10 protein-coding genes are annotated in these 12,192 nt (G+C 58.8%); 3 read left to right on the top strand and 7 right to left on the bottom strand.

Annotation, left to right across the window (positions count from 1 at the left end; all coding sequences use genetic code 11):
* Positions 1–6 precede the first annotated feature (6 nt).
* Positions 7–969: a Bug family tripartite tricarboxylate transporter substrate binding protein gene (locus G518_RS0104190; protein ID WP_036593557.1), complete on the bottom strand. Its 963-nt coding sequence runs from the start codon at positions 967–969 to the stop codon at positions 7–9.
* A 183-nt stretch (positions 970–1,152) separates the two neighbouring features.
* Here G518_RS0104190 and G518_RS38265 point away from each other — a divergent pair, with 183 nt between their 5' ends.
* Together G518_RS38265 and G518_RS33820 are read left to right on the top strand one after the other, a co-directional pair.
* Complete coding sequence (locus tag G518_RS38265) at positions 1,153–2,241, top strand: mandelate racemase/muconate lactonizing enzyme family protein (protein ID WP_051236011.1); 1,089 nt, start codon at positions 1,153–1,155, stop codon at positions 2,239–2,241.
* Complete coding sequence (locus G518_RS33820) at positions 2,238–3,167, top strand: alpha/beta fold hydrolase (RefSeq protein ID WP_051236013.1); 930 nt, start codon at positions 2,238–2,240, stop codon at positions 3,165–3,167. Before G518_RS38265 ends, G518_RS33820 begins: the two co-directional genes overlap by 4 nt.
* 120 nt (positions 3,168–3,287) lie before the next feature.
* On the opposite strand, the gene G518_RS0104205 is transcribed toward G518_RS33820, so the two are convergent.
* Together G518_RS0104205 and G518_RS0104210 are read right to left on the bottom strand one after the other, a co-directional pair.
* Positions 3,288–4,145, bottom strand: coding sequence for a MaoC/PaaZ C-terminal domain-containing protein (locus tag G518_RS0104205; protein ID WP_028601464.1), 858 nt, complete (start codon positions 4,143–4,145; stop codon positions 3,288–3,290).
* Between the two features lie 17 nt (positions 4,146–4,162).
* Complete coding sequence (locus G518_RS0104210) at positions 4,163–5,092, bottom strand: SDR family oxidoreductase (protein ID WP_036593558.1); 930 nt, start codon at positions 5,090–5,092, stop codon at positions 4,163–4,165.
* A 158-nt stretch (positions 5,093–5,250) separates the two neighbouring features.
* Between G518_RS0104210 and gcvA the strand changes: the two genes are divergently transcribed.
* A complete protein-coding gene (gcvA, locus tag G518_RS0104215) occupies positions 5,251–6,168 on the top strand; it encodes a transcriptional regulator GcvA (RefSeq protein ID WP_028601466.1) in 918 nt (305 codons plus the stop codon).
* 39 nt (positions 6,169–6,207) lie between these two features.
* Here the strand turns inward: gcvA and G518_RS0104220 are convergent, their stop codons facing one another.
* The 4 genes from G518_RS0104220 to G518_RS0104235 all read right to left on the bottom strand — a co-directional run bounded on the left by G518_RS0104220 (position 6,208) and on the right by G518_RS0104235 (position 12,122).
* Positions 6,208–7,050 carry an alpha/beta fold hydrolase gene (locus G518_RS0104220; protein WP_028601467.1) on the bottom strand — a complete coding sequence of 281 codons (843 nt, stop codon included), beginning with the start codon at positions 7,048–7,050 and terminating at the stop codon, positions 6,208–6,210.
* A gap of 133 nt (positions 7,051–7,183) precedes the next feature.
* Positions 7,184–9,283 (bottom strand): acetate--CoA ligase family protein, encoded by a 2,100-nt coding sequence (locus tag G518_RS0104225; protein ID WP_051236015.1) that lies wholly within the window; start codon positions 9,281–9,283, stop codon positions 7,184–7,186.
* 13 nt (positions 9,284–9,296) lie between these two features.
* A complete protein-coding gene (locus G518_RS0104230) occupies positions 9,297–10,454 on the bottom strand; it encodes an acyl-CoA dehydrogenase family protein (RefSeq protein ID WP_028601469.1) in 1,158 nt (385 codons plus the stop codon).
* 339 nt (positions 10,455–10,793) lie between these two features.
* Entirely contained in the window at positions 10,794–12,122 is a 1,329-nt protein-coding gene (locus tag G518_RS0104235; RefSeq protein ID WP_028601470.1) for a (Fe-S)-binding protein, read from the bottom strand.
* Between the last annotated feature and the right edge of the window lie 70 nt (positions 12,123–12,192).

Below are 12,192 nucleotides of genomic sequence, written 5' to 3' on the forward strand. Positions count from 1 at the left end.
GCACACTCATTCAAGCTTGATCTGGAGGGTGTTGATCAATTCCTTGTTCGCCCCGAATTCGCTGCTGACCAGCTTGCTTAGATCATTGGATGTGCCCCCCAGAACAATGCTTCCGGCGTCGGTCAGACGCTTGACAATCTCGGGCTCCTTCAGGACTGCGTTGATTTCACGGTTCAGTGTGGCTGCAATCTCGGGTTTGACTCCAGCCGGCGCGAATACTGCGAACCAGTTGCCAGCTTCGTAGCCAGGAACACCCAACTCTTGAATAGTGGGAACATCAGGCATCTGAGAGGCGCGTTGAAGACCTGTGGTGGCAAGTGGAATGACGCGTTTGGTTGCGATGGAGGCCGCGCCCGTGGGTATGGCTTCGAATAGCAGATCAATGTGTCCGCCACTCAAGTCCCTGAGGGCGTCGGCAGCTCCTTTATATGGAACGTGCCGCAATTGAATTTCGGATTTGATGGCAAACGATGCGGTCGCCACATGAGCGCTGGAACCAACCCCAGGGGATCCATACATCAGCGTATTGGGTTCCCGCTTGGCTTTGGAGATCAAAGCTTTGAGATCAGTGATCTGCGCGCCCGCGCGAGTGAGCACCACGTAGTTGAGCTTGACCAGCGGGGCAATGGGGGTGAAGTCCTGCAAGGGGTTGTAGCCCACCTTTGTAAGGTGCGGATTGATCACGAAGGAGGCGCCACTGCCGATGATCAAGGTATACCCATCAGCCGGGCTCTGGGATACTGCGCGAGTCGCGGGTGTACCGCCGCCGCCTGGACGGTTCTCTATCACTACCGGTTGACCAAGGCGCTTTTGAAGTGACTCTCCCACCACGCGTGCAATCAGATCACTTGTGCCTCCGGCAGAGAAGCCTACTACCAGCTTGATGGGGCGAGTGGGGTAGTCCGGCGAGTTCGCCCAGGTCAGCGACGCGGTAACGCCCAGTGCGAAGGCGGTCAGTGTTCTTTTCATTGCATGTCTCCGAAGATTGAACGCACCAGAGCGTTGGTGAGATTGGTGCACTCTATGGGGCATTCAGGCTGATCGCAACTGCACAAGATGCAATGCAGAAGTGCGCGATTCGAGTGCCTTAATCGCCGTAAAGCCGTGAGGGCGAACCTAGAATAATTTCGTTACCCACAACGGAAATTTGCGATGCTCATCACCGGAGTCAAGATATGGCCGTGTGTCCAATCCTTGAAAGATCAGGAGTGGAAATTCTCGCGTTCCAAGATCAGCCAGATATTTGGAAATATCCTGGAATTGACGGATGACGAGGGAAATTCTGGCTTCGGATACTTGCACGCCATTCCCGCGATCTCCACCGTTCATGGCGCTGCATTGGCCGCGCTTGAATGGATGGTGCCACTGCTCCAGGAGCGGCCAATTGAAAGCCTCGCCGAAACCCTGGTCGAGATCGACAAAGCGATCGCGGGCAACACCACTGCCAAGGTGGCGATTGATATGGCGCTGCACGATCTGATGTCACGACGCCACCAGGTCAGCCTGACAACTTTGCTGGGAGGCGTGCACCGCAAGCGCATCAAGCAGGCGCGTCTGCTGGCACTCAAGTCCCCGGCGGATATGGCCACGAACGCGGCGCGCGTCGTGCAGGAAGGGTTTGGCACCATCAAGCTGAAGTTCTCTGGCGATGAGGCTCAGGATATTGAACGAATCCGTGAAGTTCGCAGCGCGGTAGGAAGTGCCGTGGTGATCACTGTGGATCCTAATCAAGCCTACACAAGTAAAGGCTTTATCCGCGCGTTCTCGCGAATGGATAAGTACGATATTGCGCTTGTAGAACAGCCGGTTCCTGCAGCTGATTGGAGCGGCCTCGCATTGATTACCCGTGCACTGCCGGTCGATATCGAGGCGGACGAGAGCGCGCAGACGGTAGAAGATGTCTTCAAGCTGGTAAGTGAGCGGGCAGTTGATGTGGTGAACATCAAGCTCACGAAAATCGGTGGGTTCAGGAATTTCATGCGGGCTGCGCAGATTTGCGAAGCGGGCGGTATTGATTGCCGGGTGGGTGCGATGTTCGGCCCTTCGCTGGTGCAAGCTGCTGGCGTTCACGCAGCGTGTTTACTGCGTTCTGATCGTCATGCCTCAGAGCTTTCTGAACACCTGCATCTGGATAACGACCCCTTCCAGGCCTTGAATGTCGAGAATGGCTACATTGAGCTGCCTGCCGGACATGGCATCGGAATGGGACTGCAAACCACTCAACCTGTGGAAACCGCATGAAGGCCTTCGACCCCTACGACACTCAGGACCTGGGCATCGCGGGTCTTGACCCTGGCCAGATGCTGGAAGTCCAGCACCGCAACCCCTTCTATGCCATCGCCTGGCCTGAACCCTTCGATCCACCTGAACAAGTGGCAGTCAAAGAGGGGATGGCAGATCTCCGTGACACCCGGCTTTGGTATTGGGACACCGGCGGCGAGGGCGAAGTCATCATTCTTATGCATGCAGCTACGCAAAGCTGCGAATCGTGGGCGTTTCAGCAACCTGTGTTCTCCAAGGCGGGCTACCGGGTGATTGCCTACTCACGGCGCGGCTACAGAAACTCGGACCTTGGAGACAAAGCCAACCCCGGCTGCGGTGCGCAAGATCTCAAAAATCTCATGGGATTTCTAGGTGTGAAGCGAGCCCACTTGGTGGGTGTGGCCCATGGGTCGTATTTCGCCCTTGACTTTGCGATTTCGTTTCCAGATCAGGTCCTGAGCCTTTGTCTGTCTTCCTCCATGCTGGGCATTACAGACTCTGACTATCGGGAGCTCTATGGCCTGTATCTGCCGAAGTATTTTGCGCAACTACCGCATGACTTTCAGGAGCTGGGGCCATCGTATAGGGCAGGATGTCCGGCGGGGGTGGCCTTCTGGAATGAGATCACTGAGAGAGCCAGGCCAGGTGGGCGAGTCATGCCCACGTTTCTTAGCAAGATGTCATGGGGCGAAGCGCGCGCTTTGCGAATGCCGGTTCTTTTGATGACGGGTGATGCAGATCTGTACACCCCGCCCGCGGTGCTGCGTGTTCAGTCGGCCTGCATGCCTCAGGCAGAGTGCAAATTCATCAGTGAATCGGGGCATTCTCCCAACTGGGAGCGGCCAGATGTCTTCAATGACTACGTCCTTGGTTTCATTGCCAAACACCAGTCCGCAAAAAGCTGAACCTGTTTGCTGCCCCTTTCTGGCCCTTTCCCAGTCGCTGTGGCTGGGGAAGGGCTGTGTGCATTAAGAGAGCCCCACTCGAGAAGGGCTTCATCATCCAATCAACAAAACCTATGGTGCTTATCCCACCAGCGCCCGGCCGTTGTCCAGCACCTTCTTACCGCGTTCGCGGACGAAGGCCTGGAAGCTGATCACATCGCCATCGCGCCAGAACTCGAAGCTCAAAGTCTCTCCAGGGAATACCGCAGAAGAGAATCGAACATCGAACGCGCGTAGGCGTTCTGGGGCGTAATTGAGCAGCTTGGATATGACCAGACGTGCGCCTATGCCGTAGGTGCATAGCCCATGCAGAATGGGGCGCGGAAAGCCAGCGCGTGTGGCCGCTTCCGGGTCTACGTGCAGAGGGTTGCGGTCCACGTTGAGCCGGTATAGCAGCGCGGCATCAAGGCGGGTGGCTGTGTCAACCACCAGGTCCGGCGCGCGTTCGGGAAGAGCGTGAGGCGTGAAGGTGGGCCCGAACGAATCCCCGAACCCGCCATCCGCACGGCAAAAGGAGGTTTGGACGATGGTCGCCAGTGCCTCGCCCGTGTCCGCGTTGGAGATGACACGTTCGACATGGACCAAGGCGCCTTTGTCGGCGCCTTTGTCCTCAGCGCCTATCACCCGGGAATTGGCTACGAGATGACCGGCTGCAGGCAGGGGAGCGTGGAAGGTGAGCCGTTGCTCGCCATGAACCACCTTGCTGCGCGTGATGCCGGTGCGGGGGTCGACGGTCCATGCTCCCAGATGGCACAGCACTGCGGCCATGGTTGGTACCGCCTTGAGGTCTCGCTCATAGAAGAACGGCAGCTCCCGCACGTCCAACGGGTCGGCCCCAAAGCCTACGCTCATGGCGTAGAGCAGTGTTTCGCGGTCGGTATAGGTTTGATGCCGTGGCTCGAAAGTCCACTCTCTCAGGGCGCTGGCGTTCAAAGGCATGGTGATTCTTCCGGTGCTTAAATCGCTTCCCAGCCCAATACGTTCTTGGTGCGTTCGGCAGGAGTGAAACTGCTTTGGAAGGCGGGCACCAGCATTTCGGCGAGCGTGCCGGGTGTCCAGCCTTCGCTGCGGTGCAGGGTGCGGACCGGGCGGGGCTGGTTGTAGAGGTAGACCTCATTGCCACGGGCGCCAAAAATCTGGCCGGTGACGTCCTTGGCAGCGTCTGAACACAGAAAGACGGCCAGTGGAGCGATCTGTTCTGGGCGCGTGGTCTGGCGGCGCTTTTCGAGGTAGCGCTCCTGCTCTTCAGGTGACAGCCCAGGCACGCTCTCGATCATCCGGCTGAAGGCGTGTGGTGCGATGCAATTGGAGCGGACGCCAAAGCGAGCCATGTCCATGGAGATGGAGCGCGAAAGCCCTACGATGCCCATTTTGGCCGCAGCGTAATTGGCTTGGCCCACTGAGCCGATCAAGCCTGCGGTAGAGGTCATGTGGACGAGTGCTCCGCTGTTTTGCTCGCGGAAATGGCCTGCAGCCGCACGAGCCATATTGAAAGCCCCGAACAGGTGCACACGCATCACGGTTTCAAAGTCTGATGGCTCCATCTTGTGGAATATGGAATCACGCAAGATGCCTGCGCTGTGTACGACGGCATCAATCCGCCCGAAGGTGGAAACCGCACGTTCGACAATACCGCTGGCAGACTCCCACTCCGCCACACTGCCGCCATCCGCGATCGCCTGGCCGCCAGCGGCCTTGATTTCTGCCACCACTTCGTCGGCAGGCGAGGTGCCGCTGCTCTCGCCATTGAGAGAAACGCCCAGGTCGTTCACGATCACGCGAGCCCCTTGCCGCGCGGCCTCAAGGGCGACTCCTTTGCCAACGCCGCCGCCGGCGCCGGTCACGATCACGACTTTGTCCTTGAGCAATTGTGTGGGGGTGGTCATGGCAGTTGCCTCCTATATATGCAGTCAGTGTCCTGTTGGACGGGATAGCCTTGGATTCTGCGGGTATGCACGGGGGGCAAGCCTTGCTTTTTCAACCGTCTGACATAATAAAAACTCATGTTAGGTTTCGTCCGGCATCCACCCTTAACGAATTGCTCATGAGCCGACGCATCCCGCCTCTAAACCCTTTGCGTGTCTTCGAAGTCGCTGCCAGAACACAGAATCTGACCTTGGCAGCGGAGGAATTGCACGTCACGCAATCTGCCGCCAGCCGGCAGATCGTGGTTTTGGAGAATTACCTTGGGATACAGCTGTTTCGGCGCGAGCGCCATGGCGTGTCGCTCACGCGTGCGGGTGCCCGCTACGCGGCGCAGGTCCTGCCGGCCTTTGAGATGATTGCTGAAGCTACCAAGGCTTTGACCAAAGGAACCAGCCAAGGGCCGCTGCGGGTGCGTACTTACACCACCTTCGCGGCCAAGTGGCTGATCCCAAGGCTCGGGGAGTTCCGTGCGCTGCATCCCAGCATCGAGGTGCGTATCTCCAACGATGTTCCGGACGTAGATTTTGACCGAGACCCCGTGGATGTAGCCATTCAGTTCGGCAATGGGCAGTGGAAGGGCGTGCAGACCGACCTGATGTTTCACGATGAAATTGAGCCTGTATGTTCACCACGTTTTCTGGCACTCCATGCTCCGGAGGCCAAATACCCGCATTCCTTGCTGCGCCAGCGATTGCTGGTGTCTCGCTACCGGCGAAACGATTGGGATGAATGGCTGCGCGCGAGCGAGCTGGCAGAGGAAGCGGCCCAGGCTGAACGCATGGATTTCGGCAGTACGCTTTTGTGCTGGCAAGCTGCAGCGGACGGACTGGGTACGGCTATTGGGCAAACGGAGCTGTTGTCCGGCGAGTTCGCGTCAGGCCATTTGCTACGTCCATTTTCCAAGCCCTTGCTGAGTTCACGTGCGTACTACCTTGTTCGGCCGCAGGCACAAAGGGAAACCCACAAGGTGGGCGTGTTCAGGGACTGGCTTTTGTCAGTATGCGAGCCGGTACAGACGCGCCAGCAAACACAGTAAAACGCGTTCAGACCTTTGCAGTGCGCGTATCCATGGAAGTTAGCTGAACCAGTTGTCCAGCCACTTGTTCACCGCTTCTGCTTGCTCAAACTGAACCCAGTGCCCCGCATCGCGCACATAGTGGGCCTCGCGGTTTAGGCGGCCCTGCACCAGCGCTACGGCAGCTTCTTCTGGCACCGCAGTCACATCGTGCTCGCCCCAGAGGGCTAGCACGGGCATGCTGAGAGACTTCATCGCCTCGATCAACACAGGTTTGCGCGACCAGTTCTTGCTCCGCGTGCGCGTGTGCTTGGCTGAAGTCTCGTGCACTTCCAGTGCGAGCGCATCAATGCTCACCGGATCGTGCAGCATGAACGCGGCCAGGTTGTGACGAAGCGCGGCGTGTCGCTCTGTGTCTCCCAGGCCGCGCCATTCGACCATGTCGACCTGCTGGCGGCGAGTGCCGCCATGTCCGCCCGGTCCCAGCAAGGCCAGCCGCTGCACATGTCCGCGATGGACTGCCAGGCTCCCCGCAACCAAGCCACCAAACGAAAAGCCTGCCAGATCCACGGGTGTTTGCTCACCGATCAGGGCATTCAGGCTGTCCGCCAAGGCTTTTACCAGCCGTTCCAGCAGCATGGGGTCACGCGGATCGCCCGGCAGCGTATCTGAATCGCCGTAGCCTGGCATATCTGGCACCCACACGGTGTGCCGGGGAGTCAATGCTTCAATATTGCGGACCCAGTGCCGCCATGATCCATGGCCACCATGCAGCAGCACAAGCGGTGGTCCATTTCCCCAAGCTCGCCAGGCCACATTGCCAGAGGGAAGGTGCACGTCTTCACGCCGAGCGGTGGCGGCCATGCGGGTAAGGATGTCTTCGCTTGATTGGGAGATCGTCATCTCAGTATTTCATAACTCTTCGCGTCAATCGCATCGCGGAGCAGGGCGCTGCGAACGATTTTCTAACTTGCTTTCAAGAGTAGAAATCCGTTCGGGCTCGAACGGTGTCTATCGGTCAAGAGGTAACTTGGCATCACGGACGCGTTAATTTTAAAACCAACGCATCCACAGCCAGCACCCCTTGCCCTTCGGGCATCACCAGCAGGGGATTGACTTCAGCTTCGGAAATGCCTGTGTCTGGTTGCATCGCCAATTCGGACAACGCAGACACCGCAGCGGCCAGGGCTTCCAGATCACCACGCGGTTTCCCGCGCAGCCCCCGCACGCTTGCAAGAGAGCGTACCTCGTCCACCATTTCCCGGGCAGTCTCGATGCTGACGGGCGCGAGCCGGATGCTCCGATCTTTGGCCACTTCTGCCCAGATCCCACCGGCCGCCAACATGACGATCGGACCTGCTTCAGGATCCACGCGGTAGCCCACCAGAACTTCGGCCAACCCTTTGACCATGGGTTGTATCAAGGCTTCATCACAGGCAATGCCCGGGGCATGTTGCGCGAGATTTTGCTTCAGGGTTAGTAGTGCGGCAGCCAACTCCTCCTGGTTGGAGATGCCCAGAACCACGCCACCCACTTCGGTCTTGTGCGGGATCTCCGCAGAACATACCTTGGCCACCACGGGAAAGCCAAAGGGCAGCGGTGCGGGCGGTGCGCTCAATCGGATGGTGGCGGCCGGTGCATGGGGTACACCAAGGGCATCGAGTACGCCGTAGGCTTCGGCCTCGCTGATGGGGCGAGGTGGCGTAGCAGATGCCTTTTGGGTGGCTGCGGGGGTGCCAAGCGGGCGCCGTGCCGCGATGGCTGCAATGGCATCGGCGCACGTTTCCGGTGAGCGAAAGCAGGGTATTCCGGCGCTGGTCAGCTTGGCCAGGGCGCCAGGCGCATCAGGTACCAGCATGGCCGCCAGCGGTCGCTTGTGACTGGCATGGTCGAGCAATGGCTGAACGGCAAGATCGGGTTGGAATCGAGCGGACGATCCCACCACGCTCACCACGAGGTCGAACTCCGGCGCATCCAGCAAGATATCCAGGGTGGCCTTCATCACGTCATAGCGCGTGCCGGCCAAAGTCAAATCGAGCACACGGCCAGGATTGGTGGCCACCCCTGCGGCCGCCAAACGCGCCAGCGTGGCAGGCGTTGCGTGCGTGACATCTATTCCACGCACGCCTAGTTGATCGACCACCATGGCGGAACCACCGCCGGTCGTTGTGACCACACCCACGCGCAGCGGTCTGCGCGGTGTTCCCGGTGGGGGCAGCGGAAACCGGCGCGCGAGAGGAAGAGTTTCCAGCAAGGTCTCGAACTGATCGACCCGGGCGATCCCTAAGTCTTTCAGGAAAGCATCTGCTACGTCGTCCTCGCCGGCAATGGCGCCGGTGTGGGTAGCAGCCATCTCAGCTGCCGCTGAAGAGCGCCCCAGCTTATAGGCGATCACCGGTTTTCCGCGTCGTGCGGCCTCGCGCGCAAAGGCCTGGAGCTTGGCGCCATGGCGCAGGCTTTCGATGAAGAGCAAATAACCGTCGATAGAGGGGTCGTCCAGCGTGGCTTGGCAAATCTCGCCAATGCTTAGGTCCACTTCGCTTCCTACGGAAACCATACCGGCGAAGCCCACGCCGCGCGCCTTGCCTCGCGAGACCAGGGCGCCCAGCATGCTGCCGCTATGAGAGGCAACGAACAGCCGGCCAACTGGCACGTCGGGTTCGGCAAAGGCCGCATTGGCGGTCAGCATGAGCCCGGTACTGGCGCGAACAACGCCCAGACTGCTGGGCCCCAACAATCGGGTGCGGCTACCAGCGACCAGCGCACGCAAAGCTTCTTCGCGGGCTACCCCTTCGGGGCCGGATTCAGAAAACCCGCTGGCCAGCACCGTGACCAGAGGCACGCCGAGCATCACGCACTGGCCTACCACCTCCAGCACGGTGTCCGTGGGAGTCATTACAAACACGTGGTCCGGTACTTCCGGCAGCGCTTCCAGGCTGGGCCAGGCCGGAGCATCCTGCACTAGGGTGCGCTTGGCATTGATGGGGTAGATGCGGCCTTGAAATCCGGCTCTGCGCAGGAATTGCTGAGGCCGGCCGGCGGTTTTTCCGGGATCATCGGAGGCCCCTACCAGCGCCACGCTGGCAGGACTCAATAACGCAGACATCAGTCGATCGGGAGAAAAGCGGTCATTCATGCAGGTGTCCACTTTACGCGGCCTTGGGCGCGCGCTGCGAGAAGGTGCGCTCGAACACTCCCTCGGCAATCTTGTTCTTCAGCATTTCTATCGATCCGCCCGCGATCATCCAGCCGCGTGTACGGCGCACGCAGTATTCCACCAGGGACTCCTGGCTAAAGCCCATCCCGCCCATGACCTGCATGGCTTCATTGGAAACTTCCCAGCCCGCCAGGTTGCATGCCAGCTTGGCCATAGCCGTGCTCTGCGCCGTAGGCAAACCGTGCTCACCTTCCATGGCGGCGCGGTAAAGCATCAGTTGGGCTTGCTCCAGCTTCATCGACATATCGGCGAATTTCCATTGCAGCCCCTGGAAATCGCACAAGGGGCGCCCGAACTGGGAGCGGATCTTCGCGTGCTCGCGAGCTTGATTGAAACTGTACCTACCCAGGGCCAATGCGCGTGAGGCATTCCCCAAGCGTTCAATATTGAAGCCTGAGATTTGCTTCTTGAAACCACCGGCGCCAAGCAGCACGTTGCGCTTGGGAATGCGGCAGTTATCAAAATAAAGTTGCGACCAGCGCTCTCCGTTCATGAACGAAGAAGGTTCGCCCACGATCAGCCCGGGTGTGCCGCGTTCCACCAATACAGAACCAATTCCGCCCACACCAGGGCCGAAGCGCACGTATACAAGATAGAGCTCGGCATCGCTGCTATGGGTGGAAAACACCTTGCTACCGTTGATCACGTAGCTGTCGCCATCTTCCTGAGCGTTGGTTTTGAGGTCAGTGGCGGCCGAGCCGGCATCAGGTTCGGACATGCCCAGCGAGATCAGCTTCTGGCCTGCCAGCAACCCTGGAAGAAAGCGTTCCTTCTGTTCGGGCGTGGCGTATTCCACGAAGGTACGGATGGGGCCAAAGTTGCCCGCTTGCACGATATCTGCACTTTTTGGGCAGGCGAGCGCGACCTGCTGAATGGCGAGCACTGCGTGCATGAGCGTCCCCCCTTGGCCGCCATCGGCTTCGGAGAATGCAATGCCTAGCAAGCCCTGTTGGGACAACAGCTTGGCTGTTTCCCAGGGGTAGCTTTCAGAGTGCGCGCGAGCAAGTGCGCCTTCTGCCAGGTGATCATTCGCAAAGCGCCGGACGGAGTCGGCAAACGCCTGATGCTCTTCGCTGAGCTCGAAATTCATGGGGCTGTTCCAGATAGGTGAGACTGGCAGCGATAGTGCATGAGCGAGCCGGGTGTGAGCACTTCAGGATTGGATGTAAGGCATGAGAATTTGTCATTCCAATAATCCCATTTCGGCAAATTTGGGGCGCTCATGAAAATGTCGTTTCATCATCAACCCCGAGTTGCCTCCTTGGCGCCTGCGCTGGCAGGCGTTCCTATCTTTTTCTGACAACTCCGTTGAACGAGCCCCAAAAGGTGGTGAACACCTCTCCACGGGAAATTGATAAGAGTACGTTGTTTGTACAAAACGATTCAAGCGGCGGTCTTTTGTATTGTTATGGTCGCTTGGATCGTCTATTTACTCCTCCGGTGCGAAACTGCACAAGCCCCCCCGCCATTCCGCCATGGCGAAAATCTCGGGCAGCACCTTGGCCAGTTCATCGGGATCCATATCGATGCCGTTGGCCTCTAGCAGGGGCGCTGCCTCGCGCACCATTTCTCGATAGTCGGTACGGCCTCGGAACTGCTCCAATGTGTCGGCATAGGGTTCCATGCCCAGCGCTCGCACCAGTAAATCCGCATAGTTGAGCACCTGGAAGCCATGCGTGTTGCCGTCTGACGCGAGCTGTCGGTGGCAGGCGTGATAGAGCGATACCAGTGCATCCACATCACCCTGTTTGCAGCGCGCGATGGTCTGCGCACGCACTTGCTCTTTCAAAGCAGGCGCGCGTTCTGCGCTTGATACGCCACACATGTAGCCGGGCTCTTCGATCTCGTCGACGATGGTGAGGCCCGGAATCGCTCGCATCAGGCGCATTACGTTTTGCCCCACATCATGCATGCCGTGGTGCGTGTGAACGACCACACGCATATTCACGGGTGTAGTAAAAAGTTTGTGCAGCTCATCTTCGCGTTCGATCAGGAACTTGGTGAGGTGGTCGAAATCGAAGCTGACAGAGCGGTAGTCCTTGATGGTTTCGGTCAGGTGGATGCTGCATGAGGGGCACCAGTTCAACACCTTCTTCGGGTTGAAAGTGCCGAATCGATGCAGTGTCTGCTCGCTCACTTTGCCACCGCGCTGCAAATCACCTTCCCATTTGCTGTGGATAACGCCACAGCATGAAGCCGGGCCTCCCATCACCTCATAGTTCACACCCAGTGCTTCGAGCACGCTCATGGCGTTGAATAGCAGCTGCGGTGTGCGTACCGGGTTGCAACCGGTGAAGAACACCACGTCCACGTCTTTGGGTTTCTTTAGCTTGAGCAGGCGTGCAGCGTCCTCCGGAACCAGTTGCATGGACACGAGAATGCGGATGGCGCGTGCCATTTTCTGGAACATGTGTGGCGTGGGGTGTGTCTTTGCAGACACCTCTGCATTGGCCAGCATGAGCATTCGGCGTGGATTGATGTCTACAGGGCAGGCGGGAATGCACTCGTCGCAGCCGTTGCATTGGTAGGTCCACAGGGCCGAGTCTTCGCGCATCGGTTGGCTGCTGTCTTTCATGAATTCGAGCACCCCGGTGACCACATCCACTGGCCTGGCGGCCGTCAATGTGGCATCGAACGGCACCACAGGACAGACTTCCACGCATTTACCGCAGCGTGTGCAGTTGGACAACAGGTCCTCCCATGCGTGTGCGTAGAAAGAAGTCAGGGTTTTGGGTGCGTTGTTCTGTTGGGTTTCCATGGGGTGCCTCGTTGAGTTTTGCGCCGCCCCCTCGTGCGTGCGTGTTTTATAGGGGCGAGTTCATCCGCTG

This window comes from Ottowia thiooxydans DSM 14619, from assembly GCF_000422885.1.
Classification (GTDB): domain Bacteria; phylum Pseudomonadota; class Gammaproteobacteria; order Burkholderiales; family Burkholderiaceae_C; genus Ottowia; species Ottowia thiooxydans.

Coding starts and splice junctions, on each gene's coding strand:
- G518_RS0104190 (WP_036593557.1), bottom strand. CDS start 969: ATGAAAAGAACACTGACCGCCTTCGCACTGGGCGTTACCGCGTCGCTG.
- G518_RS38265 (WP_051236011.1), top strand. CDS start 1,153: ATGCTCATCACCGGAGTCAAGATATGGCCGTGTGTCCAATCCTTGAAA.
- G518_RS33820 (WP_051236013.1), top strand. CDS start 2,238: ATGAAGGCCTTCGACCCCTACGACACTCAGGACCTGGGCATCGCGGGT.
- G518_RS0104205 (WP_028601464.1), bottom strand. CDS start 4,145: ATGCCTTTGAACGCCAGCGCCCTGAGAGAGTGGACTTTCGAGCCACGG.
- G518_RS0104210 (WP_036593558.1), bottom strand. CDS start 5,092: ATGACCACCCCCACACAATTGCTCAAGGACAAAGTCGTGATCGTGACC.
- gcvA (WP_028601466.1), top strand. CDS start 5,251: ATGAGCCGACGCATCCCGCCTCTAAACCCTTTGCGTGTCTTCGAAGTC.
- G518_RS0104220 (WP_028601467.1), bottom strand. CDS start 7,050: ATGACGATCTCCCAATCAAGCGAAGACATCCTTACCCGCATGGCCGCC.
- G518_RS0104225 (WP_051236015.1), bottom strand. CDS start 9,283: ATGAATGACCGCTTTTCTCCCGATCGACTGATGTCTGCGTTATTGAGT.
- G518_RS0104230 (WP_028601469.1), bottom strand. CDS start 10,454: ATGAATTTCGAGCTCAGCGAAGAGCATCAGGCGTTTGCCGACTCCGTC.
- G518_RS0104235 (WP_028601470.1), bottom strand. CDS start 12,122: ATGGAAACCCAACAGAACAACGCACCCAAAACCCTGACTTCTTTCTAC.